Below are 25720 nucleotides of genomic sequence, written 5' to 3' on the forward strand. Positions count from 1 at the left end.
TTGAAGTGCCTTGTTGAGGTTAATTATAATAGCTCGCTCATATAGCATCTCTTGCATAACTAATTAATTTCAATAATTTTATTAGACATAACCTAAAATTAATGTGGAATACCTTGCTATAGGTACAGGGGGGAAACCTAAGAATTTATATAATAAAGGGGAGAAAACGTTGTAATTCTAAAAAGAAATAAGGGGAAATTTGTGTTACAATGGAAATAAGATGAAGAAGATATTTCCTTAAGGCTCTTAACGTCTAAAAGGAGGGTGATAGTGTGAAAAAAAGGATTTGTATATCTGTATTGACGTTAGTTTATTTACTGTATTTATACGCTATAATTACAAATAATAATATGATTGGAGATTTGTTATCGCCTGTCCTGATGCTAGTTATTTCATGCGTTATTTTTTATGGCTTTGTAAAGAAACAGGAAGTAGCCATTTTAAAATGGCTTGGAATTTTGCTTACCTTAGCAGCTTTTTCATGGTTTTTATGCGATATTTGGTGGGGAATCCAGACCTTGGTGCTCCATAGCAATCCAGAAGAAAGTTTCATTACTGTCTATGGGTATTCTTTAACAAATCTTTTTCTGTTTTTGGCAACGGCAGTTGCAGTACGTGAAGACATAAAGAAGATGAATAAGATACAAGCCATGTTAGATGCTATAATTGTTTCGGTAAATATCGCAGTGCTTCTTTGGCTTTTTGTATTTGATCAAAATAGTGATAAAGTGGTATTGCTTTTAAATGATAAAATATCAATGGCGTCATTAATTACTGATGTTATCATATATGCATGGATCAATGTTTGGGCATTTTCAACAAGGACAATAGAGCCACCATTGCACCATCGAGTTATAGTGGCAGGTACCCTTGTATTTGTCATTACTGATTTTATTTATTATTATATTTATTTTTATTCAGACTATAAACCAAACTCGTGGGTTGATGGCGCATATGTTATTGCATTTAGCTTGATGGCAGCTTCAGCAGTTTTAAAAGGTAAAGTAAAGAAAGAAAAGCCTGATTTAATACCAGTTAAAGCTAAAAAGAGAGTATGCTGCAAGCTAGGTGTAGAACTATTTATATTATTTGTTCCAGTAGTAGTTCTTATTTTTAAAAGAAATGAAATTGAGTATTTTGTATTACTTGTGATGGCACTTCTTGTTTACTATGTACTTATTAATTTTACTCAGAAAAGTCTTTTTCAAGAGAAGTTATTAGAACTAGAAAAAAAGAATGTACTTGAATTAGAGAAAAAGGTAAAGGAAAGAACAGAGGAGATCACTAAGCTACTAAATACTGATTTTGTTACAGGACTATATAATAGAAGGTATTTTGAAGCCAGGCTATCAAAAAGTTTAAAAAATCTTCGACAGGATGAATTAATTTCATTGTTATATATAGAACTGAACAAGTCCAAATCAATCAAATATTTATACGGTAAAGATACTGCTGAAAAACTTTTGAAAAATGTATCTGAAGCTCTATATCAGATAGTGAGTAAAAATGGTGGCTTTATTGCTACTTATGGAGATGATACATTTGCAGTGAAGATAAAAGGTTATGATGCAGAGGCAGTTGCAGAAAAAATTGCAATGGAGATTATAGATAGATGTAATGAACTGTTTTTTGTAGACAACCATGGTATAAGGGTTACTTTAAATATTGGAACTTCATGTTATCCACGGGATACTTTAGATGAAAATAATTTGATAAAAAATGCTGATGCTGCAATGACGCAGGCTCGTAACAAAGGCTTCAATAGAGTTCAGGGCTATAGTGACAAGATTGGAAAGATTACTGACAATAGTCATATGATTGAGGTTAAGCTTAAAAAAGTAGTATTCGATAAAGAATTTGTTTTATACTATCAACCACAGGTCTACTGTAAGGATGGTAGCTTATCTGGTTTTGAGACATTGATACGCTGGTTTGAAGGTGGTACTAATTTTATTCCACCTCTGGATTTTATTCCTTTAGCAGAAGAGAATGGTATAATTGTTCCCTTAGGATACTGGATTATTGAAAATGCAGCAAAGCAGTATGCTTTATGGAAAGAAAAAACTGGGCATGACTACAGAATTGCTGTAAATGTATCATCAAAACAATTAGTGGAAGTGGATTTTGTTGATAGATTAGAAGCTATATTGAAAAAATACGATATTAAGCCAGAATTATTTGAAGTGGAGATAACAGAGACAATACAGATTGAAAGCAGCATTAATATCCAAGAAACCTTAAAGGAACTTAAAAAACTGGGTGTTTCTATAGCTATTGACGACTTTGGGACAGGTTATTCCTCTTTATATTATCTTAAAAATATTCCTGCTGATCGTATAAAAATAGCAAAGGAACTAATCGACAATGTAGAAAGCGATTTTTATTCCAAAGCTATTATCCAAATGGTTATCTCCGTTGCAAAAATGAAGGGTAACAAGGTAATTGCTGAAGGAGTTGAAACCAAAGAGCAGTGGGAGTGCTTGCAAAAATTAGACTGTGATGAGATTCAGGGCTACTATTTTGCAAAACCTATGCCTGCAGGTGATATCGAAGAAAAGTGGATTAAGAAAGAAAAGTAATAGAAAAAGTATAAATTAAAGACCTTTAGTTAACAGTTAAGTGCATGTTAATTAGAGGTCTTAATTGATTCAACATTAAAATCTGATATTTTGGATAAGATGGAGTGTTCGACCTTTTGGAGAAAATAATAAGTTTAGGGAGAAAATAATCGATGTTAATAGCAAATAACAATGAAGAAATTAAAAATATAATCAGTAATAATGAAATGGTGATCTTATATTTTAGCAATAAGGTTTGTGGAGCTTGCGATGTTATTAGAATTAAGATTCAAGATATATTAGAAGTTTATTCTAAAGTAAAGCTCATTGATATTAATGGTGAAGAACAAATAGAATTAGCAGCACAGCATAATGTTTTTTCCTTTCCTTTAGCTATACTTTATGTTGATGGCAAAGAAGTGATAAGAGTTGGAAGGAATGTTAATTTACTTGAACTAGAAGGTACTATTAAGAGATATTATGATATGTTGTTTTAGAAGATTTTAATTATATATTTTTAGTATTATTAGAGCTTGTCAGGCAAAATTCTGATGAGCTTTTTATTTTTTAGATATGCTCAAAAGGGTCTTGTTTAAAACGGTCAATGGAGGTAATATGACAATATAATCCATTGACCGTTTTGGTTAATGGGCATGGAGGTATCCTATGAATGAAAAGTTTTTTAAGCTTCCTCAGGAAAGGCAAAATCAGATTATAAATAGTGCGCTTAAGGTTTTTTCAAAGGCAAGCTATTATCAGACATCTACTCTTGAAATTGCTAGGGAAGCGGAAATATCAAAGGGGCTTTTGTTTTATTATTTTAAAAACAAGAAGGAACTGTATCTTTTTCTATATGAGTACTGCGTGAAGCTGTCGCTTAAAGAGATTGATGAAAACAGAAGTGTAGAGGAACGAGATTTTTTTGAAATAGTCCTGAAGTCCCAAAGGCTAAAGTGCAAATTGATGAAGAAGTATAGATATATATATGAATTTATAGTTAAAGTGTACAAAGAAAGTGATGAAGAGGTCATAGAGGACATAGCTAGATTTTCAGAACCATTGATTAATAATAACTACAAGAATTTTTTTGAGAAGATAGATAGAAAAAAGTTTAGAGAAGGAGTGGATATTCCTCTGCTTTTCCAATCGCTGCAATGGTGTGCAGATGGTTTTATGAGAAATGCCTTAAGCTCAAATAAAACCATAGACGAAATAGACTTAGAGTTTTCAAAGATATTGGAGATGTATAAACAAAATTTCTATAAGGAGGAATTCGCATGTACTACGATGAATACGGAAATAGGGAAAACCACACAATAGTATTTCTACATGGAGCAGCGGCTACAGATACCTTTTGCAATCAATATTGTTTTAAGGACAAGTACAATTTGGTTGTGCCCCATCTTTACGGAAGTGGCAAAGAAGTGGAGGAAATCTATGAACCTGAAAAGACCATAAAGGCTTTGGCTGAGCTTATACAAGGACTGGGTAAGGATAAGGTTACACTAATTGGTCATTCTCTTGGTGGTGAGCTTGCAGTGGCAATGGTATCACAATATGAATATTTGTTTGATAAGGCAGTATTTTTAAGTGCCTGGGTATGCTCAACGCAAAAGTCTATTGATAAGTATGTAAAGCTATCAAAGTATTCAAGTTTTACATTGAAATTTAGCTCTCTCATAAGGCTCCAAGCAAAATACTGGCACTATACAAAGCAGCAGGAAGATTTTATGGTTGAGTATTCAAAAAAGATAACTGCAGAGCAGTATACAGCTTGGTTCAAGAATCGTATTTTACTTGACGATAATACCAATTATCCTAATGTAAATATACCTATGCTAGCTGTATGCGGCAAAAAGGAAATTAAAGAAATGAAAACCTCCATTGAGGAGCTTGGCAAAAGAAATCCTAACTGCAAAACAATATTCTTAGACAATGCAAATCATGATTTTCCTCTAAGAAAGGCTGAGGTTATAAACCCAATACTTTTAGATTTTATTTAAAGCATATCGTATATATCCCTCACAAAGTAATGATCACATATCATGAATTTTTTTAAATGGTGTTAATCTTCTAAATTGTATCATTTATGATTACTTCAATCTTAAAAAATATCTATTCTCGTAGGAAGGATTTCAAAAGTTAATGACTTGATGAAACCTTTCTAAAGTTATGTTAGAGAGGGGGTATTAGTGATGAAGTTGAACGTGCATTTTCTTAAGTGTCAAATAGAGGTTATAAAATTAGACAGATTATATATAAAATAACTTCAAAAGCAGCAGGGCTTTATTGACAATAAATATGCTAAATGCTAATATTTTATTCATAATATGAACCGATTTGAAGATTTTTTGAACAATTTGAAATGTAAGAGGATGGATATTTAAATGATAGTTTCAGATAAATGGAATAAGGTAATGGATTATTTGAGTCAGAATAAAGCTGCATCAATTCAGGATATAATGGATAAGTTTAATATGTCTAAGTCCACAGTGAGGAGAGGTCTTATTGAACTAGAAGAACTAAAGCTGGTTAAAAGGACTAGAGGTGGAGTAGAGGTAATAGAACAAGAGATTGATTTTTCAATAACCCTCAAGGAAGCCTTTGAGAAAAATAAAGAGGAGAAAATCAAAATAGCAAAATTCGCGGCCACACTAATTAAGGACAATGATTTTGTGTTTATTGATTCAGGTTCAACCTGCTATTACTTGATTGATTATATTACAGCAAAGGATGTTACAATAGTGACTAATGGTATACTGCATATTCAAAAGCTTTTTGAAAAAGGAATCAATACCTACGTCCTTGGTGGATATGCAAAGCCTTCAGACAATATTATTTTAGGTGAGGATACTGAAAAGAAGATCAGCATGATGAATTTTGATACCTGTTTTCTTGGTACTATAGGAATTGATGCTGAAAAAGGTTTTACTACTGTAGTATCCTTTGACGGAGAGATAAAAAAGGCTGTAATTAAGGCTTCACATAAGTGCTATGTACTTGCAGATTCCTCAAAGTTTAATCTAAGAAAATTCTACTCCTATGGAGAGCTTACAGAAGCTACGGTTATAACTGATAAGAAGGTTGATTTTGAAAGCGATAAACTAAATATAATTTACGCAGAGTGATTTAAATGGATTAGGATAGCATTATAGTTTATACAGTTAAAAGATAGAATTTATTCGACAGACTCATTTCCCTAATGTACATTGGAAAAGACAATAAAAAAAATCCGCTAAAGAAGGTAGCTTTAGCGGATTTTTTTTATTGTCTAATTAGTTCAAAAGGAGAGAGGAGTTACAGTGAAAATGAATTTTCTTATTTAGAAAATTCAAAATGTGAACTGATGTGTTGAAAATATGAACCAATAATGATAATATAGAACCATATTATTAACAATAAATGATTTTATATAGAAAGAAGGAATTAAAGATGGCATTTCCAAAAGGATTTTTATGGGGTGGAGCAACTGCAGCCAATCAATGCGAAGGTGCTTATATTATAGATGGTAAGGGGTTAAATACTTCTGATGTCATGACAGCAGGTAGTGCTACCAAAGAAAGAGTTAATACAAGAGAAGTTAAAGAAGGATTATATTATCCAAGCCATAAGGCAGTAGATCACTATGGACATTTTAAGGAGGATATAGCATTATTTGCAGAAATGGGCTTTAAGGCATACCGTATGTCAATTAACTGGGCGCGTATATTCCCAAATGTTGATGATGAAACTCCAAATGAAGCTGGATTAAAGCATTATGATGAAGTATTTGATGAGTGCAGAAAATATGGTATTGAACCAGTAGTTACAATATCACATTATGAAACTCCTTTAGCATTAACAGAAAAGCATGGTTCTTGGACAAGCAGAAAAGCTGTAGATCTATTTGTAAAGTATTGTGAAACAATTTTCAATAGATATAAAGGTAAGGTAAAATACTGGTTAACCTTTAACGAAATAAACTGTATGTCTATGAATCCATGGATGTCAGGAGGAGTTTTACAAGAGGATGAACAATCCAAAATGCAGGCAGCTTACCATCAATTTTTAGCTAGTGCAAAGGCTGTAAAACTTGGACATAAAATTGATCCAGAATTTAAGATAGGAATGATGTATGGCGGATTATTTTCACATCCAAATTCCTGTGATCCTGAAGATATAGAAGCTAATACAGAATTTATGAACAAAATGCTGTTTTACTGTGATGTTATGTGCAGAGGATATTATCCAGCATATAAAGTAAAAGAGTTTGAAAGAAGTAATATTGTACTTAGTAAAGAAGCTGGAGACGAAGAAATATTAAAAGAGGGTACCGTTGACTTTATATCCTTCAGTTACTATTTCACTTTAGTTGCAGGAAAAAATACAAAATTGGCTATGGATTGCGGAAGTTTAGACACTGGTTATAGCAATCCACATCTTAAGAAGAGTGATTGGGGATGGACAATTGATCCAAAGGGTTTACGTCATGCATTAAATCTTTTATATGACAGATACCAAAAGCCACTTATGATAGTTGAAAATGGTCTAGGTGCTGCAGACACTGTAGAAGAGGATGGAAGCATTCATGATCCATATAGAATTGATTACTTAAGAGCACATATTGAAGAGATGAAAAAAGCAGTAGAAATAGACGGAATTCCACTTTTAGGCTATACTACCTGGGGATGCATCGATATAGTAAGTGCAGGAACAGGGGAAATGAAAAAACGTTATGGCATGATTTATATTGATGTAGATGATGAAGGCAATGGAACTTTTGCACGTAGCCGTAAGGATTCCTTCTACTGGTATAAAAAAGTTATTGAAAGCAATGGAGAAGACTTGGCTTAATAAGAGGCAACTTAGTAAATTTAATAACAACATTGAAAGCTGTAGAGAGTAAAAATCTACAGCTTTATATTTGAAGAAAATAAAAGGTCAATCCTAAAACTATTTTCAAAACTCCGCTAGGTTCTTATATGATGCTTTGAAAATATATATTCCATCAGGAATATATATTGGAAGTGAATGCATCGGATTTTACAAAAGGTGTAGTCAGTTATAAGTTTTACACTAAAATATGGTATAATTCAAAAAAAGAGGGGGAGATAAGAATGGATTTATTTGTTATAGGAAATGGATTTGATTTAGCTCATGGATTAAAAACTTCATATGGAGACTTTAGGGATTACTTAGAAAGGGAAAATACATATTTTCTAAGCAAATTTGAAAAGATGTATGGAATAGGAAATCCGGATTGGATAGACAAGATTGGTGAAGATATATGGAAAAAAGATGTTAAGAATATGTTGTGGCGAGATTTTGAAGGAAATCTACCAAAAATAGATGAATCAATTATATCGGATGGAGAAGATATTGAGTTAGGAATACAAGGAGAAGATTCTAGAGGAAGAGGGGATTCTGTAATAGGTGAGGTTCTTGATAAACATTGGAAAGAGGAGTTTGAATTTATTGAAAAGTTGGGTGATATAGTTTCGGATTGGATTAATCAAATAGAGTTAAAGATATCTAGAAAAGCAAAGCTAATAGATAAAGAGAACTATGATAAATTCTTAACCTTTAATTATACATTATTGTTAGAAGAAGTTTACAAGGTGAGTGATTCTAATATTTTACATATACATGGTTCTGGTGATGATAATACAATAATTGGGCACGGAGACGAAAAAGCCGCTGATGAAATGAGGAAAGAGGCGGAGGAAGCAAAAGATAATTTTAATCAATACGGGCGTAGCATATACGAGGCTATTGCAAGTTATTATGATAATACATTAAAAAAAGTTAAAGACTACATAGAATCTAATAGAAATTTCTTTGAAAAATTAAATAATATTAAATCAATACATATCATAGGTCACTCTTTAGGCGATGTGGACATGCCGTATTTTCAAGAGATAAAAAACAATGTAAATAAGGATACAATGTGGAACATATATTACTATTGTGAAAGTGATAGAGAGGTTTATAAAGATAAAATTATGTCTTTAGGAGTAAGCGAAGATAAGATTAAGCTATCACCAACTGAGTATTTTTTCAGTGGGGAAATATACGATGATGAAAGCATATCATTTTTAAATATATAGATAAACTACTTAAACCATTGAACTCCAAATAAAGATTTCGATTATTCTATAAATCTTTATTTGGAGATTCTCATCTGAAGTAGTTTATCTATTTTTTTAGGATTCAGATCTCTATAAGGTCTTCAATTATGAAATAATACTGCAAATTAATTTTGCTAAAGCTTCAGGGCTGGTATGTAGATTGTTCTCCATCCAGCTTGATTTAACATTATAGAAGCCTCCAATAAGAAAAGCCTTTATTAAGGCAAATTCTTCATCATTATACTGTGGCATAGAAGGTCTAAGTATGTCCAGTGTCTTAAGCATGATTTCATTGTAGTGTTCAACTAGTAAGTGTTCGCAACCGCTGCTTTTAACTAAGTATAGTAAGTCAGAATAGCTTTTCCAGAAGGTAAAATAAGTTAAGGTTATCTGATAGATTGATTTGTCTTCAAGGGAAAGCAATTTTTCAGATATTTCATCGCATACTTTGTTGCTGTATTCCTGTATAATCTCATCTTTGGACTTATAATGACGATAAAAAGTCTGTCTTGATACATCAGCTTGCAAGGTGATTTGCTTTATAGTTATTTCACTGTATTTATATTCTTTTAAAAGCTCCATAAAAGCATTTATGATCCATTCCTTATATTTTAAAGCGGTTTTGTTTTGATTTACATTTTCCAAAACTGTGACACTCCCTTCAATTTGTATCACTTGCGGGCAAACCCTTGAAAAGTGAAATTTAAGTAATTATAATACAAAATAAAAAGTGTTACAAGTGTCGCAGAAATTTATGTAGATTATTCAGCAAAAGTAGTTAACTATAGGGGATATTAATTGTATACCATTAGTGAAAGACAGGCTATAGGAGAAATCAGGAGAGGAACATTGGTATACAGTATTTACAGTGAACAGGATTAAGATAATAAAGGTTTTATAGGAGGAGAGAGAAATGAATAAAATATATTACAGAACACGTCAAGCGTTACTTAGCACTGTTCTTAAAGTGGCACCATCAAAGGAACCAAAACTTATAACTGGTGCTGGAAGTATGATGAAACTTCCAAAGCTAGTTAAGGACAATGGAATTGGAAGGGTAGAGATTATTACCACGGCTGGTTTTATGAGACGAGGCACTTTAAAGCCATTGTTTGAGATGCTTAAGAGTGAAAATATATCCTATACAATTTATAGTGAAGTTGAGCCAGATCCAACCATTGAATGCATCGAAAAGGCTGTAAGTTTATATAAAAAGGAAGGCTGCGAAGGAATTATTGCTATCGGAGGCGGTTCTGTTATGGATTGCGCTAAGGTGGTTGGTGCAAGAATAGCATGTCCAAATAAAACTGTATCAGATATGACAGGACTTATGAAGATAATGAAGAAAATTCCATTGCTTTTTGCAGTACCTACCACAGCAGGAACTGGTTCAGAAGTAACAGCAGGAGCGGTTATTACAGATGGAACAACACATTATAAACATACAATCATGGATTTAAACATAGTTCCAGCTTATGCAATACTTGATCCAGAGTTAACCATTACCCTTCCAAAGGATATCACAGCAGTTACAGGAATGGATGCACTAACTCATGCAGTGGAAGCCTATATCAATCGCTTTGCTCCTAAAAAAGGTAGTGAAAATGCACTTGAGGCGGTAAAGCTAATACATGAAAACCTAATTCTAGCATATGAAGATGGACAAGATATTAAGGCTCGTGAAAATCTACTAATTGGTTCCTACTACGCAGGAATAGCTATTACAAATGCTTATGTAGGATATGTTCATGCAATTGCTCATGGAATTGGAGGTCTCTATGGAGTTCCACATGGAAAAGCAAATGCGGTTATACTGCCAAGAGTGTTAGAAGGTTATGGAGAAGCAGCTTACGAAAAACTTGCAGAACTAGCAGATATAATAGGACTTCAAGGAATGACAAAAGAAGAAAAAGCAAAGGCCTTTATAAAGGAAATTGAAAATATGAATAGGCAGATGGAGCTTCCAGAAAAACTTGAGGTTGTTAAAGAAAAGGATATTCCTGAGCTTACAAAAAGAGCAATATATGAAGCTAATCCACTATATCCAGTGCCAGCTATTTGGGGAGAAGAGGAGTTTTATAAGGTTATAAGGAAGATATAATAATTAGTTTTAAACTCTCCACCTTGATATAATATAGAAGTAAAATTATCCTAATAAAAAATATGGTTAAATGGTGTAGTTATCAATCCTGGCGAATATACTAAATAAGAGAGTTATATCATACCAGGAGGAACAACAATTGATTAGATTAGATAAGAAGATTGTTATAATAATGCTGACCTTATTTTTTTTAATATCGGTAGTATGTTTAATGTCTAACAACGAATCAAAAGGAGTAGAGTATGCAGTATTTAGCTATATACTATTTTTTGATCATTCAAAAATAATAAAATATGATTATATATTTGTAAGCTGTTTAGTTTTAGGGTTTGTTTTGAATTTCATTGATATATTTTATAAAAATATGTACTTAATAAATATTTATTCCGTAATTATTTGCAGCTTGGCAATCCTTGTATATTGGAAGAAAATAGGAGTTAAAAACGAATAACGTTAGTTTTACTAATAAAGTCAGCATCTATTAATAAACTCATCAATAGTATTTATAATAGTTATATGGGTAAAATCAACACAGTAAGCAGTGATTTTAACGTTAATGATGACTGTATTTCTTGCGGAATTTGCAGTAAGGTGTGTCCTGCTAAAAATATAACTATGGAGAATAATAAACCTGTATTTCATAATGACTGTGAAAGCTGCCTTGCATGCATTCAGCATTGTCCTAGACAAGCTATCAATTACAAAGATAAGACGCAAAACAGAAGACGCTATACTCATCCTGAAGTAGGGGCTAAGAAGCTTATGGGATATTACAAATAGAAGACAGTAATTTAGTTTTTAAAACGCCTTTCAACCAAATATGGGATTAAAATCTATTTTTTAATACCAAAATAAAATGTGATAGCATAAGTGTTTAAGCTATCACATTTCACTATTATGGGTTAAAAACTTTTATAAAATCAAATTCTATTTCATCTATCATTGTAGGTTAATTTTATGAATAGTAACTTTTTAAAAATAATATTTGAAAAGAAGTTAGTGGCTATTCTTCATACTACGGTGATTTTTTAGGTGTCTTACTAATTTTACAAGTTCATACCAAGCAACTGAAACTAGTGCTATTAAAGCTGCCAAGGACAATTGCTTTATAGATAATGGAGCTAGTTTCAAAAAGCTGTTTAAAGGAGAATATAGTATTACTGCTAAACCTATTAGTGTTCCTAAATTAGCTATCCACATTATTTTATCACCTATAGCTTTCATAAATGATTTTGCTGCAAAATCACTATTTGAACTATTAACATGAACCAACAACACGTTTGAAATCAATATGATGGTAAGTCCCATTGCTCTAGCTATAGAAGCATTATCTGGATTTTGATTCAAAAACCAGTAATAGGTTCCAAAGGATGCACCAAATATAACGAAACCTTGTAGAATGCTTTTGAAAAGATTTTTAGATGTTAACATTTTTTCGTTTGGATCACGAGGCATTCTCTTCATAATATCATCTTCTGCTGGCTGACGTTCTAATACTATAGAGCAAGTAGGGTCAATTACCAGTTCAAGCAAAACAACGTGAAGTGGAAGTAGAAGTAGATTTCCTGGATTTATTCCAAGTAGAGGAGCTAGTAGCGCACTAAAGGCAATAGGTATATGAATGGTAAATACATATCCAACTGCTTTTCTAATGTTGTCATAAATTCTTCTGCCATCTCTTATGGTTTCAACAATTGTAGAAAAGTTATCATCAAGCAAAATCAAATCTGCTGCTTCTCTAGAAACTTCTGATCCACGTTTACCCATAGCTATACCAATATCAGCATGTTTAAGAGCTGGAGCGTCATTAACACCGTCTCCTGTCATGGCAACTATTTCTCCATTTTCTTTAAACGCATTAACAATCCTCATTTTATGCTCTGGAACTACTCTAGAGAAAATACTGACCTCTTTAACTCTTTCTTTAAGTTCTTCATCAGTCATATTATTAAGTTCATCGCCTGTGATAATCTTATCACTATTTGGTATATTTATTTGTTTTGCGATTGAGCTTGCGGTTATTCCATTATCACCAGTTATCATAACCACACGAACTCCAGCTTTTGTGCAGGTTCTAATGTCTTCTTTAACCGATTCTCTAGGAGGATCAGCTAGGCCAATAAGTCCACAAAACTCTAGACTACATTCCTTAATAGTTTCAGGTATCTTATCTATATTGTTTAATTTCATTTGTCCAACAGCAATGACACGAAGTCCCTTACTAGACATTTCAAGTATTTTATTTTCTGCTATTTTTCTTTCATTTATATTCAAGTTGCATATTGTTAATATACGTTCAGGTGAACCCTTTGCAGCAATTATTATACCTTCAGTTGATTCCCAAACATGTCCCATCATTTTAAGCTCATCGGTAAAAGCGTATTCTTTTATAAGCTCACCGCCAAAAATAATATCTCTTGTGAATCCTTTTTCTTCACAATATGATATCATAGACTTTTCCATTGGGTCGTAGGCATCAGCTTTGCAGCCCATCCCCATTATTTTAATCAAAGTATTTGTATCGTTAGTAGAACACCAAGTGTCTCTAACTGTCATTTTGTTCATAGTTATAGTTCCAGTCTTATCAACACAAAGAACAGAAACTGCACCTAAGGTCTCAACAGATGGAAGCTTTCTAACAAGAGAACTTTTTTTAGCAAGTCTCCAGGCACCCATCGATAGAAATACAGTTAGTATAACAGGAAATTCTTCTGGGATCATAGCCATGGCAAGAGTTACTCCAGATAATATACTTTCAATAAGTCTATCTCTAAACCCATGATCTGGTATATTAAAATAAGTTACTACACCAACAAAGATAAATAAAGCTGCTGCAATTACTGCGCATAGTTTTACTAACTTTCCTGTTTGTTTTTGAAGTGGGGTAGGGTTATTAGGTGCTGAAAGAACATTTTGACCTATCTTCCCATATTCAGTGGATGGACCTATTTTATCTACTAAGATGGTGCCTGTACCTTGTGTAACAAGAGTTCCTGCATAGCAATAATCTTTACGCCAATAATCAGTACCAGTATCTATACAGTTATCCTGAGTAACTTTCCAAACCGCTTCAGCTTCTCCTGTCAGAGAGGATTCATCAATAGCAAGTGTACTTGCCTTAAGCACTATTCCATCAGCAGGCACTTTCACACCTTCTGATATAAACATTATGTCACCAGGTACAAGGTCCAAGCTATTAATTACTTTTTCTGCTCCATCCCTCATTACCTTGATTTGTGGAGCCGATAAATCTTTCAGTGCTTTTAGGGTTTTGTCAGTTTTCCATTCTTGGATTGTTTCAATGCCTATAACTCCAATAACGAAGATAAGCATGATTGCGCCATCTTTAGGTTCTCCCAGTATGAAATATATAGCGGCAGCTACAATGAGGAGTAAAAACATAGGCTCGGTAATTACATGTAACACCTTGTGTAAAAAGTTTTCCTTTTTTTCAGTCACAAGTTCATTCTTACCGAATTTTTCTTGAAGCTCCTTGGCTTTTTGAGTGGTTAGTCCTTTGAAATGTTGTTCTGTCATAGTGTGTTACCTCCATTTTGCTTGTTTTAAGCATATTTAAGATAGCTCTATGGCATTGCAATGATCTAGAAATGTTCTAAAGGTATAAAAAAATACCCGTAGAACATTTACTGTCCCACAGGTATGTATTATCATCCTGTTGCCAATTAAGGCCCGGCCCCACGAACTTTTAAGAAAGTCCATCGCCTGCTCAGTTTGTACTGTAGATTTATATGCAGTGCAAAGAGATACATTTATTATATCATATAATACAATATATGCGAATATGATAAATTTGTTAAAAAAGATGAGGAAAATATAAATATGATTGTAAAACAGCAATTATTATTTGCTCTTCAGCTGCTAGTTTTGAAGATATACTGATAAATATTAGAAGATATGTTGGCGTTAAAACCTATTGCAAAGGTTCTCTAGGGGATACTGGCAAGGCCTAAGATCCTTACATAAAGCGAATGCTGAATATTTAACATTTTGAATGCTAATAATATAAGCAGTATTTATTTGTAAGGAGGAGTCATTTATGAAGGAACTTAGAGAAAATGTATATTGGGTTGGGGCAACTGATTGGAAGGTAAGGTATTTTCACGGGTATGAACTTTCAACTCATAGAGGCAGTACATATAATTCTTATCTAATAAAAGATGAAAAAACAGTGCTAATAGATACAGTTTGGGAACCACTTACCGATAGATTTTTGGAGAATCTCAGTGAAGTTGTTGACATAAGCAAAATTGATTACGTTGTTATGAATCATATGGAGCCTGACCACTCAGGAGCTCTACCTACTATTATGGAGTATATTCCTAATGCCACTATAATAGTATCCAAAAAAGGAGTAGAGACCATAAAGGAATATTATCACAAGGATTGGAATCTGAAGGTTGTTAGCCAAGGAGACAAGATTAATATAGGAAAACATGACCTTACTTTTATTGAAGCTCAGATGCTGCATTGGCCAGATAGCATGTTTACTTACTTAAGTGGAGAAAATATTCTGTTTTCCAATGACGCCTTTGGTCAACACTTTGCGTCTTCAGAAATTTTCAATGATCTAGTAGATGAAGCTGAGGTTTATCAAGAAGCACAGAAATACTATGCAAATATATTAACTCCTTTCAGTAAGTTTGTAACTAGAAAAATAGACCAACTAAAGGAATTAAATTTGCCTGTAGAAATGATAGCACCAAGCCATGGTATCATTTGGAGAAAAGAACCTATGCAAATAGTTGAAAAGTATTATGAATGGGCTCAGGGCAAATCTGAAAAAAGTGCTGTCATAATATATAACTCTATGTGGGGTGCTACTCATAAGATGGCTGAATTTATTGCAAAAGGTCTTGGAGAGGCTGGAGTTGAATATAAGATCTTAAACACTGGTACCGCTGATAGAAATGACGTTCTTGCAGAAGTTTTTAAAGCAAAAGGTGTTTTACTTGGTTCTTCTACAGTAAATAACGGTTTGCTCACATCCTTGATGCCGGTAATAGAAGATTTAATAGGATTAAAGTTCATAAATAAGGTTGGAGCTGCCTTTGGAAGTTATGGCTGGAGCGGAGAGTCCCCAAAGCTTTTATCTGAGTATTTGGCAAAAGCTAAAATTGAAGTAATACAAGATGGCCTAAAAGCAAAATATATGCCTGATGACGAGGAACTAGAGCAGTGTATTCAATTCGGTAAGAGTTTTGGTGAAGCTTTGCTTGCTAAATTTTAGACAGTGTAAATTATAGATAAACTACTTCATATTAGAATTTATCTAAATAAAGATTCGTAGAACCATCGAAATCTTTATTTAGAGTCTAATGATCGAAGTAGTTTATCTATATCTATTTGTTTACCACCTGACTAGTAGCTTGATTCAAATCACATTAAGTATACAAAAATAGAAGTAAAATATACTATATAGGTTTGTATTAAAGAACTTTATATTCTATATTATGAATGGTGGTGTATTGGTTTGGCAGAAAAAATAGTTATTGTTGGAGGCGGCATCGCAGCAGTAAATGCCATAAAGGCTATAAGAGAAGTTGATAATAAAAGTGAAATCCACTTGTTTGGAAATGAAAGCTTTTATCCATATCACAGAATTAGACTTACAAAAGGGCTTTTTGAGTCTATGATGGAAGATAAAATCCGTATTCAAAAAATAGATTGGTATACAGCTAATAATGTAAGTGTATACCTGGGTGCTGAAGTTATAGGTATTAATACAACAGAGAGTAAAATAATTTTAAAGGATAATATAAGCGTTTCCTATACAAAGTTATTGCTAGCTAGCGGAGCACGAAATTTTGTACCGCCTATCAACGGTATAAATAAAGATGGTGTATATTCTATAAGGCAATTGGAAGACGTACATAATATACAAAAGGATTTGGAAGGAAAAGATACAATACTCAATATCGGGGGTGGAATCCAAGGGCTGGAAACAGTATGGATACTAAATCAGCAAGGCAAAAAGGTAAAAGTGGCTGAAGTACAAGAAAGACTAATGCCAAGGCAGCTTGATGAAAAAGCCTCCGATATTTTAAAGAAAGCTATAGAAAGCTTCAATATTGAGGTGCTTTTAAATACTCAAATTAGTGAGATACTTGGTGAATCTCAGGTAAGCGGAGCCACCACAAACGGTGGAAATACGCTTAAATGTGATATGGTAATTGTGTCAGTGGGGATAAGACCAAATGTTGAATTTGTTAAAGATAGTCCTATAGAAGTATCAAAGGGAATTGTAGTTAACGATAAAATGGAAACTAATTTGAAAAATATATATGCTGCCGGGGATATAGCAGAATTGAATGGTAAAATAGCAGGTACTTGGCCTTCAGCAGTAGAACAAGGAAAAACTGCAGGATATAATATAGCGGGAAAAGAAACAAAATATACAGAGGCTATACCAACAACAACTTTAAATGCCTTTAATATTTCATTATTTTCAGTGGGAAATGTTGATGCAAAGCAGTGTACTGAAACACTAACCTATGATGATACTGATGAGAATTCTTACAAAAGACTATTTATAAAGGATGGTAAAATAGTAGGAGCTATATTAATAGGAGACACAAAAAAATCTATGGCACTGAAGAGTGTAATTGAAAGAAAAGCGGATTTTTCTTCTGTAGCTTATGCATCAATGTCCTTTAGTGATTATATTGATAGTTTAAAGAATAATTGAAGAAAATTTATGTTTTAATCTAGTTTCTTGGTAACAAAAATTCTTATACGGAATTTCAAGACTAGAGAAACAATTTTATACTGTTTGAACAAAAGAATGTATAATTACAAATAGTAAATAACCGCTCAGTAGAGCGGTTATTATTTTTATAATACTTGATGAAATATTTTTGCATTTTAAGAAGTTATTGTTTTAATATAATTGTTTCATGATGGTCTAATTCACCTTTTATTTCATTGTGTTTTAAATCAACAGTTCCATCTATATTTAATTCTGATAATTCATCATATGAATCAGCTGACTTAAAGTTCCACTCAGTGGCCTTTATAGATAATTTATCATCTTTGTAAGTACCAGCTATTTTTGCGGTTTCAAATTGTTTTGTAGCAGTAAGGGTAAGTGTTAGAACACCATCGGTTATAGTTCCTTTACTATCAATTTTATTTATTATTAATCTTATTTCGATTTCTTCACTTCCTCCTTGGTTAATAAGTCCTACCCATTTGCCTTTAATGCTTGAGACTGAACCTGTAGAAGTGGCCGAAGCAGAGGTAGACTGAGACGGAGCGGTTGAGTTTTGAGAAGTTGTTCCTTTACTAGGAGTTGAGGCTTGTGATGAGCTTGTCATACTGTAAAAATAGTATTTATCGTTAGCTTTAATTATTTCAAGTTTCAGATTCTTTTTACCGTCATTGGACTTAACAACAACATACTTATTAGAGTTATCTACTGTAAAAGTAAAATCGCTAAGTTTATAATTTGAATAGTCAGGTGCATAATCACTAAGTAAAAAATGTGTAGGGTAATCTAGAGAATCTGACTTGTTGATTGAATTAAGAGTTTTTTCATCTGCTTTTATTAAAGCGCCAATAAACATTTTTGCACATCCTTCTGGAGAAGAATTACTTCCTGACCCACTACCTCCTGAAGAACTGCTACACCCTAAAAAAGCCCCGGAACATAATACAAGGATAACAATTACTGATAGTATTTTTTTCAATTTTAAAAAGCACTCCTTTAAATACATAATCAATCTTATGATATTAAGGATAGCCTTGTAATGTGATATAAATGATTCTATTTCATACCTTAATAATTAAATACCTAATATATTATTAACCTATGAATATTAGAACTTAAATTTGTCATATGCTCACCTTTTTTTAGGTAGTATGCGGATCGGAATCTAATAGTATTGAATATATCGGTAAAGATAACAAAGAAAGTTTAGAGAATAATTGAAGAAACTTTATAGAGAGTAAACAAAAATGGAGCAGCTTGTGCTGCTCCATTTCAATCTTAAAATAGTTGGAGAACTGTGAATAAACCTAAGGAACATACCAGTATATAGATGAAAATTAAGATTACTTTTTCCCAAGTTTTCAGTGCAAAAGGCTTTGGCAGTACCTTCCATCCAAGGGCAAGTAAAAATCCTAGTACGATAGGAAGCAGTAGAGAATTCATTACTTCCACAGCTATAGTTAGGGAGATAAGGGGAATACCAACCAAAACCAAAGCTGCAGCAATAATGATTCCACCGGAGTAAAAGCTATAAAAAGCAGGAGCTTCCTTCCAGGAACAGTTTAAACTGCAAGGAAGGTTTAATATTTCTCCAAAAGCCCAGGAGGTTGCTAAAGATACTACTATGGCTGCTATAAGTGCAGCTCCTGTAAGACCTATAGCAAAGAAGGTTTTACCAAAGATGTTTCCTAAAAAAGGAGTGAGTGCGTTTCCTATTTGTTGAACACTATCAAGGGAGGTATTGGGATTTGTACGACCTATGGTTGCAGCTGTAAGCACTAGGACAGCTCCCATTACGATTTGAGTTACAATAGAGCCGAAGAAGGTATCTATTCTACTGAATTTTATATTTTCTTTAGTTAAGCCTTTGTCTACAACGGCTCCCTGCTGATAAAATATCATCCAAGGCATGATTACAGCACCAACGTTAGCTGCAACTAAAAGCCAATAGGAATTGTTATTAAAGGGCTGTTTTCCAACTAAGGCATGCATTAGAGCTGCAGTATCTGGTTTTGCAAAAATTGCAGCAGGGATAAATACAACTTCGAAGAGACCTACAATTATTGCAATTCTTTCCACACGTTTATACTTTCCGGTACAGGAAATAAGTATTAGGGCTAAAGCTGCAAAAGGCACAGTAACCCACTTGGAGACTCCAAAAAGCTCACTGACACCTGCAATTCCTGAGAATTCAGTTACTAAAGCTCCCATGGCAGCTACAAAAAGAGTTATAACAGATATCCAAGCCCATTTTGCACCGAATTTTTCTTTGATCAATTCTCCATGTCCTCGACCTGTAGTTATGCCGATACGAGTAGTAAGTTCCTGTACAAAATATAAGATAGGTATGAGAATTAATTGCAGAAGCAGTAGTTTATATCCCCATTGAGCGCCGGATTGAGCTGCAGTAATGATTGAACCAGCATCGGTGTCAGCCAGCATAACAGTTAGTCCCGGGCCTACAGTTGCTAAAAACAATAGAAGTCTGGACTTTTTTCTCACTCTATTATTTATGGGAATACTTCCTGCACTATTATTGTTCAACATAAGATCACTCCCTCTATTTAAATGATAATTATTATCATATAGTCTAATACAATATTATTATTTATATTGATGAATTTCTGTGACTGAAATCAAAATTTTTCTTTGTAAATGAAAAAAATTCTCGTTTGTAAGCTTTCGTTAGTATGCATTTTTTTCACCACTAACTAGCCACAGATTATCACCGCAAATACTATCAAAAGTAGAAGGAGTAATGTGGAAAGGTTTATGGGACATAGAATCTGAAACTTTTTAAAAAGCTCTTTCAATAAAATAGCATAGGGAATCTATTTTAACTTCTTTATTTTCTACATTAGTTTTACAAGTTTTTACCTCAATATCAAGCTGGAAGCCATCTGTATAAGCTGTGATTTTCAAACAAAACTTTTTATCTGGTTCTTGGAAACTGTCTAAAAACTTTTTGCACTTTTTAACTAAATCCATATCTTCAAGTCTTTTCAGTTCTTTAGCATTTAAGTTTTTTCTATTACTTGTAATAAGAGATAAGTCCCATCTAACATACCCATCTCCGTTAAATTCACAATCTCTTACCTTAATTTTTTTTTCAAACAATCTTCTGTTAACCTTGGCATGCTCATACAATGGCTCTATAGCTTTAAGAATTTCTGACTTATCATAGGTACAAAAGCATTGATTTACACGCAAAATCATCAACTCCCCATTAGAAAATTTAATATTAATTTTTGTAGATAAAAAGAATTATTAAAGGCAAAACAGCAGGGCAATTTAATTATATTACCCTGCTGTTTTTTTATTTACATTTTGAAATACCATAGTGAAGTCTAAAACTGGTACACACACTTTTATTAGCCTTCAGTTGCTTCAAATTGATCCTTACCTACACCACACACTGGACATACCCATTCTTCAGGTACATCTTCGAAAGCAGTACCTGGAGCCACATTATTATCTGGATCTCCAAGTTCAGGGTCATATATGTAACCACAAACTAGACATACATATTTTTGCATAATATCATCTCCTTTCAATATCTATAAATTTACTTTTGCTCCATAACCAAAGGGGAGTGTGCATATCGATAGGAGTCAAATTTGTTTCTTTTAATAAATCTGACCATATCTCTGCAACTAATAATTGAATTTTGTTATCCTTTAACATATCGGCACTGATTAAGCCTAACTTATGAGTAGCTTTTATTATGTGAGTATCCGGTGCAATAGATAGAAACTCTCTACCATTAAAAGTTGCATCCGTATACTTTTCCAATATGTGAAGCCAATAGCTGCACAATTTTATACCACTCAGGTATGGAAAACTACTCTTGTGTGTAACTTGAACTAATTTTAGAATATCTGGAATATACCATTTAGTTTCTATAAAAAGATTCCGGATATCTCCATCAAAAAGAAAACACATTGTTTCGCAGATTTTTCTCCATATCTCAGTATGCTTATTAGGCTGTAGAGCTAAGTTATATTCACATAGATATTTTTTTAGCTTTTCATTACTCATATTAATGACTAACTTTGGATCAAAGACTTGAACTGTACTAGGATCCAAAAAGGTCTTTTTAGCAGATTCCCAAAGTGAAAAAGCATTTCTTTGGTAATCAAGAGCCACAGTTAGTGTGAAAAAATTATAATTATCTATAGAACTTTTGGATAGACCAGGATTAGAATCCTCCGGAAGTATTTTTCCACCTAGATAGCCCTTTTTATACATTTCATAAATTGCATATATACTACGAAGGATGTTATCCTTTTGAGAACTCATGTGAACCACTCCTATTGGTTAGAGCTAGATTATGGCTATAATATACCATTAATATAATCATTAATATGTGATTCAAATCATCTCTTTATTATCATGATAAAAAGTTGTATTTCTAATCTAAAAATTGACTTTGGTCAAGGTTTTATTTTTATATTCCTCTTATAATGAAGCCACAAGATGAAAACGAGGAGGATTTAAATTATGATTAAAAAAACATATAAACTTGAAACTTTGACATGTCCTAGCTGTGTGCTTAAGATTGAGGGAACTGTTAATAAGATTACAGGGGTAAGCAAGGCAGAGGTGCTTTTCAATGCTAGCAAGCTCAAAGTGGAATTTGACGAAAGTATTATAGATGGAAATCAAATCAGAAACACAGTTGAAAGACTGGGTTATGAAGTATTAAGTGAAAAGTAATTATAAACTTGTGTGTCCAAGTATAAGATTAAATTATAAATTTTTACTTTATTTGGAACTAGTATATCTATTCCACTTAAGCAGATAAATTACTTCAATACTTAGACTCAAAATAAAGATTTCGATGGTTCGACGAATATTTATTTTGATACGTTTAAATATAAGTAGTTTATCTATAGATGAACCACTTCGTAATAGAATTTATATTTTTAAATTCTCACCAAAACCCGTGAGAGTTTTAAAAATAGATTTCTGATCGAAGAGGTTCATATTTATATATAAGGAGGTAGGGAAAATGAAAATAAGTAAAGGTTTGAGGGTTGCGGCTTCAGGTGTTATAATTGCTTCCGCTTTGGTATTGGAAAGGCTTAATATTAATTTAGTTATAGTAGAGGTTTTATTTACGGCGGCAGCAGTTATTGCAGGTTATGAGATAGTAGTAAATGCACTGAGAGCTTTAAGATATAAGATAATTGGAATCGATGCATTGGTTACTTTGGCGGTTATTGGAGCTGTATTAATCGGTGAATACTTTGAAGCAGCGGCGGTAACTTTTCTTTTTATGTTTGGAAATTACCTTGAAGCTAAAACACTTGAAAAAACACGGTCTGCCATAAAGGCTCTTTTGGATTTGGCACCGGATACAGCAAGAGTTCTGAGAGATGGCAAGGAAGTGGAACTTAGCTCTGATGAGGTGTTAAAAGAAGATATAGTTGTTGTGAGACCTGGAGAAAAGATTCCTGTGGATGGAACTGTTATAGAAGGCACAGCTTATATAAATCAAGCATCAATTACCGGTGAATCAATGCCGGTTAATAGGCAAGCTGAAGATAGAGTTTTTTCAGGAACCATAGTGGAATCAGGATACTTGAAAATAATAGCTGAAAGAGTAGGTGAGGATACAACCTTTGCTAGAATTCTTGAAATGGTTGAAGAGGCACAAGATAAAAAGGCTAAGACACAAAAGTTTATGGAGGTATTCGCCAAATATTACACTCCTGCAATTATGGTTTTAACAGTGATTGTTTATATTATTACTAGAGATATTGAGCTTTCTCTTACTTTGCTGGTTATAGCGTGCCCAGGTGCCCTTGTCATATCAACACCAGTATCACTTGTTGCAGGTATCGGTAACGGAGCAGGAAAAGGCATACTTATTAAAGGTGGAGATATAATAGAAAAGCTTAGAAATGTGAAGGTTGTAGCCTTTGACAAGACAGGAACTCTTACAGTAGGAAAACCTGAGATTATTAAAATTAAAGCAGTTGATGTTAGTGAAGAAGAACTTTTGAGTCTTGCAGCCAGTGCTGAGATGTATTCAGAGCATCCTTTGGCAAAGGCAATAATAAAAAAAGCAAAGACTATAGGAAGCGGTGAAATTATTCCGCCGGAAGAGTCGGAAATAACTTTGGGTCAGGGAATAAAAGCAAAGACTAGTAGCGGCACAATTTTTATTGGCAATAGAAAGCTTATGGAAGAAAATGATATTATAATAAATATAGATATGGAAAGTTATATTAAAGATGAAGAAGCAAACGGACAAACTGCAGTTTTAGTTGCAGATTCAGAAAAGCTTATAGGAGTTATCTCTATTGCAGATACTATAAGAAAAGATGCTGTAGAGCTCATCAAAAAGCTAAAGGCTCAAGGAGTTAAAAAGGTAGTTATGCTGACAGGAGACAACAACCTTGCAGCAGAAGCTATCGCAAAAAAAATAGGACTAGATGACTATTATGCTGAGCTTCTTCCTGAAGACAAGGTCTCTATTTTAAAAAAATTGCAACATGAAGTAGGTGTAACAGCAATGGTTGGAGACGGAGTAAATGATGCGCCTGCCTTGGCTTCAGCAGACTTTGGAATTGCTGTTGGAGGTGCAGGTTCAGATGTTGCCATGGAAACAGCGGATGTGGTTTTGATGTCTGATGAAATAGGCAAGCTGTCCTATGCAATTGGGTTAAGCAAAGCAACAACAAAAAATATGAAGCAAAATATAACTTTTGCTATAATTATAGTAGTAGCATTATTAATTGGGGTCCTTGGAAAGGTAGTATTTCTTTCATCAGGAATGTTTATACATGAACTTAGCGTACTAGCTGTTATAATAAATGCCATAAGGCTTTTAAAGTATAAGGAAAATTTATAATTTGATGAAGATAGGAGGTGGATTTTATGGAATGCCAACATTGTTCACAGTCAGAAGAGAAACATGAAAAAAGCTGTATAGAAAAAGTACCTATATTCAGCACACTGACTTTTGATGAAGTACTTGAGGTTTCTATGACCACTATGCACAAAGAATATAAAAAAGGTGAAAATATATATTTAGAAGGGGACGTTGGAGAAAAGCTATTTATAGTTAACAAAGGAAAGGTTAAGATAGTAAAACTTTCGGAAACAGGCAGAGAAAAAATTATAAGAGTATTAGGTCCAGGAGAGTTTATGGGCGAGTTATCCTTATTCACCCAAAACCCTTTTAAAAATAATGCTGAGGCATTGGAGCCAACTACAGTATGTATTGTTGATGGGAAAAAGATAAATGACCTCATAGAAAAGCGTCCGAGGATTGCCCTTAAGATAATAAAAGAAATGAGTTCAAGGCTAGAGGAGGCTGAAGATCAAATTCAATCTCTTGCAATAAATGATGTGGAACAACGTCTAGTGGATACCTTACTAGAAATGGCTGGTGATAGCGATTTGATTAATTTGACTATAAGCAAGAAAGATCTTGCATCACATATTGGCATGAGCCAGGAAACCTTGAGTAGAAAGCTTGCAAGTTTTCAAAAAAACCGATGGATTGATCAAGAAGGACAAAGAAAAATCATAATTCTAGATAAAAATGCTTTGAGAAATATTAGGACGGTGAACAACGATTATGGAAAAAAAAGAAATTAGAAAGAAAATACTTGAATACAGAGAAACAATAGACGAAAATCAAAGAAAAATGTGGGATGAAGAAATCTTTAAAAGTCTTATAAATAGCGACTTATATAAAAGATCAAATACAATATTTGCTTTTGTAAGCTTTAAAAGCGAAGTGGATACACATAAGATTATTAAACATGCCCTAAGTAGTGGCAAGACAATATGTGTGCCAAAAATTAATTCAAAGCAAGAGGGAATCAAAATATATAAAATAGAAAATTTTGATCAATTGAAAGAAGGATATTTTGGCATAATGGAACCTGTAGAAAGCTGTGAAGAAGTTGATAGTAGCACTTTGGATTTGATATTAATGCCAGGGGTTGCTTTTGACAGACATGGTGGAAGGGTAGGTTATGGAGCTGCCTTTTATGATAGATTTCTATCTAATATGAGTAAACAAGTTTACAAAGTAGCACTAGCTTATGATTTTCAAGTGATGGATACTGTTCCAATGGATGAGCATGATGTTAGAATTGATGGTGTTATTACAGAAAGGGAAATGATAATAACTGAGTAGAAATTATAATATGTGTTTTTTTCTATATATGCATTTAAGCCTTCACTAAAATTATTTTAGTGGAGGCTT

23 protein-coding genes and 1 riboswitch are annotated in these 25720 nt (G+C 33.2%); of the genes, 16 read left to right on the forward strand and 7 right to left on the reverse strand.

Features of this window, described 5'->3' with window-relative positions; genetic code table 11:
* Positions 1–272: 272 nt before the first annotated feature.
* From OCU55_RS05515 to OCU55_RS05545, 7 genes are all read left to right on the forward strand, one after another.
* On the forward strand, positions 273–2579 hold the full coding sequence (locus OCU55_RS05515; protein ID WP_261851302.1) for a putative bifunctional diguanylate cyclase/phosphodiesterase: 2307 nt from the start codon (positions 273–275) through the stop codon (positions 2577–2579).
* 152 nt (positions 2580–2731) lie between these two features.
* Positions 2732–3055, forward strand: a complete 324-nt coding sequence (locus tag OCU55_RS05520) for a thioredoxin family protein (RefSeq protein ID WP_261851303.1) — start codon at positions 2732–2734, stop codon at positions 3053–3055.
* Between the two features lie 169 nt (positions 3056–3224).
* Positions 3225–3878 (forward strand): TetR/AcrR family transcriptional regulator, encoded by a 654-nt coding sequence (locus OCU55_RS05525; RefSeq protein WP_261851304.1) that lies wholly within the window; start codon positions 3225–3227, stop codon positions 3876–3878.
* Positions 3836–4561 carry an alpha/beta fold hydrolase gene (locus OCU55_RS05530; protein WP_261851305.1) on the forward strand — a complete coding sequence of 242 codons (726 nt, stop codon included), beginning with the start codon at positions 3836–3838 and terminating at the stop codon, positions 4559–4561. Before OCU55_RS05525 ends, OCU55_RS05530 begins: the two co-directional genes overlap by 43 nt.
* 384 nt (positions 4562–4945) lie before the next feature.
* Positions 4946–5686, forward strand: coding sequence for a DeoR/GlpR family DNA-binding transcription regulator (locus OCU55_RS05535; protein WP_261851306.1), 741 nt, complete (start codon positions 4946–4948; stop codon positions 5684–5686).
* Positions 5687–5990: 304 nt separating this feature from the next.
* Entirely contained in the window at positions 5991–7391 is a 1401-nt protein-coding gene (locus OCU55_RS05540; RefSeq protein ID WP_261851307.1) for a glycoside hydrolase family 1 protein, read from the forward strand.
* Positions 7392–7654: 263 nt separating this feature from the next.
* On the forward strand, positions 7655–8644 hold the full coding sequence (locus OCU55_RS05545; RefSeq protein ID WP_261851308.1) for a bacteriophage abortive infection AbiH family protein: 990 nt from the start codon (positions 7655–7657) through the stop codon (positions 8642–8644).
* A gap of 126 nt (positions 8645–8770) precedes the next feature.
* On the opposite strand, the gene OCU55_RS05550 is transcribed toward OCU55_RS05545, so the two are convergent.
* A complete protein-coding gene (locus OCU55_RS05550) occupies positions 8771–9310 on the reverse strand; it encodes a TetR/AcrR family transcriptional regulator (RefSeq protein WP_261851309.1) in 540 nt (179 codons plus the stop codon).
* 268 nt (positions 9311–9578) lie between these two features.
* On the opposite strand from OCU55_RS05550, the gene OCU55_RS05555 reads away from it, so the two are divergent.
* The 3 genes from OCU55_RS05555 (at position 9579) to OCU55_RS05565 (ending at position 11546) form a co-directional block, all read left to right on the forward strand.
* Entirely contained in the window at positions 9579–10766 is a 1188-nt protein-coding gene (locus OCU55_RS05555) for an iron-containing alcohol dehydrogenase (protein ID WP_261851310.1), read from the forward strand.
* Between the two features lie 139 nt (positions 10767–10905).
* Positions 10906–11217: a hypothetical protein gene (locus OCU55_RS05560; RefSeq protein ID WP_261851311.1), complete on the forward strand. Its 312-nt coding sequence runs from the start codon at positions 10906–10908 to the stop codon at positions 11215–11217.
* A 29-nt stretch (positions 11218–11246) separates the two neighbouring features.
* Positions 11247–11546, forward strand: coding sequence for an EFR1 family ferrodoxin (locus OCU55_RS05565; RefSeq protein WP_261851510.1), 300 nt, complete (start codon positions 11247–11249; stop codon positions 11544–11546).
* Positions 11547–11762: 216 nt separating this feature from the next.
* Here OCU55_RS05565 and OCU55_RS05570 read toward each other — a convergent pair whose 3' ends face one another.
* Complete coding sequence (locus OCU55_RS05570) at positions 11763–14303, reverse strand: cation-translocating P-type ATPase (protein WP_261851312.1); 2541 nt, start codon at positions 14301–14303, stop codon at positions 11763–11765.
* 108 nt (positions 14304–14411) lie between these two features.
* Positions 14412–14507: riboswitch (NiCo riboswitch) on the reverse strand.
* Between the two features lie 316 nt (positions 14508–14823).
* Here OCU55_RS05570 and OCU55_RS05575 point away from each other — a divergent pair.
* Both OCU55_RS05575 and OCU55_RS05580 read left to right on the forward strand, forming a co-directional pair.
* Positions 14824–16014: an oxygen-binding di-iron domain-containing protein gene (locus tag OCU55_RS05575; protein WP_261851313.1), complete on the forward strand. Its 1191-nt coding sequence runs from the start codon at positions 14824–14826 to the stop codon at positions 16012–16014.
* A gap of 243 nt (positions 16015–16257) precedes the next feature.
* The gene (locus tag OCU55_RS05580; RefSeq protein ID WP_261851314.1) at positions 16258–17472 is read left to right on the forward strand and encodes an NAD(P)/FAD-dependent oxidoreductase; all 1215 of its coding nucleotides are present in this window, start codon (positions 16258–16260) and stop codon (positions 17470–17472) included.
* Between the two features lie 184 nt (positions 17473–17656).
* On the opposite strand, the gene OCU55_RS05585 is transcribed toward OCU55_RS05580, so the two are convergent.
* From OCU55_RS05585 to OCU55_RS05605, 5 genes are all read right to left on the reverse strand, one after another.
* Positions 17657–18472: a hypothetical protein gene (locus tag OCU55_RS05585; RefSeq protein ID WP_261851315.1), complete on the reverse strand. Its 816-nt coding sequence runs from the start codon at positions 18470–18472 to the stop codon at positions 17657–17659.
* Between the two features lie 299 nt (positions 18473–18771).
* Complete coding sequence (locus OCU55_RS05590) at positions 18772–20040, reverse strand: NRAMP family divalent metal transporter (protein WP_261851316.1); 1269 nt, start codon at positions 20038–20040, stop codon at positions 18772–18774.
* 249 nt (positions 20041–20289) lie between these two features.
* Positions 20290–20703, reverse strand: a complete 414-nt coding sequence (locus tag OCU55_RS05595; RefSeq protein ID WP_261851317.1) for a hypothetical protein — start codon at positions 20701–20703, stop codon at positions 20290–20292.
* A gap of 161 nt (positions 20704–20864) precedes the next feature.
* On the reverse strand, positions 20865–21029 hold the full coding sequence (rd, locus tag OCU55_RS05600) for a rubredoxin (protein WP_261851318.1): 165 nt from the start codon (positions 21027–21029) through the stop codon (positions 20865–20867).
* A 4-nt stretch (positions 21030–21033) separates the two neighbouring features.
* Entirely contained in the window at positions 21034–21792 is a 759-nt protein-coding gene (locus tag OCU55_RS05605) for a hypothetical protein (protein ID WP_261851319.1), read from the reverse strand.
* A 201-nt stretch (positions 21793–21993) separates the two neighbouring features.
* Between OCU55_RS05605 and OCU55_RS05610 the strand changes: the two genes are divergently transcribed.
* The 4 genes from OCU55_RS05610 (at position 21994) to OCU55_RS05625 (ending at position 25651) form a co-directional block, all read left to right on the forward strand.
* Positions 21994–22209, forward strand: a complete 216-nt coding sequence (locus OCU55_RS05610) for a heavy-metal-associated domain-containing protein (RefSeq protein WP_261851320.1) — start codon at positions 21994–21996, stop codon at positions 22207–22209.
* 295 nt (positions 22210–22504) lie between these two features.
* The gene (locus OCU55_RS05615) at positions 22505–24352 is read left to right on the forward strand and encodes a heavy metal translocating P-type ATPase (protein WP_261851321.1); all 1848 of its coding nucleotides are present in this window, start codon (positions 22505–22507) and stop codon (positions 24350–24352) included.
* Between the two features lie 26 nt (positions 24353–24378).
* Positions 24379–25104, forward strand: a complete 726-nt coding sequence (locus tag OCU55_RS05620) for a Crp/Fnr family transcriptional regulator (protein WP_261851322.1) — start codon at positions 24379–24381, stop codon at positions 25102–25104.
* Positions 25085–25651, forward strand: a complete 567-nt coding sequence (locus tag OCU55_RS05625; RefSeq protein WP_261851323.1) for a 5-formyltetrahydrofolate cyclo-ligase — start codon at positions 25085–25087, stop codon at positions 25649–25651. The genes OCU55_RS05620 and OCU55_RS05625 overlap by 20 nt, the downstream gene beginning before the upstream one ends.
* Positions 25652–25720 lie beyond the last annotated feature (69 nt).

Source organism: Clostridium folliculivorans, from assembly GCF_024341905.1.
GTDB classification, from domain to species: domain Bacteria; phylum Bacillota; class Clostridia; order Clostridiales; family Clostridiaceae; genus Clostridium_AR; species Clostridium_AR folliculivorans.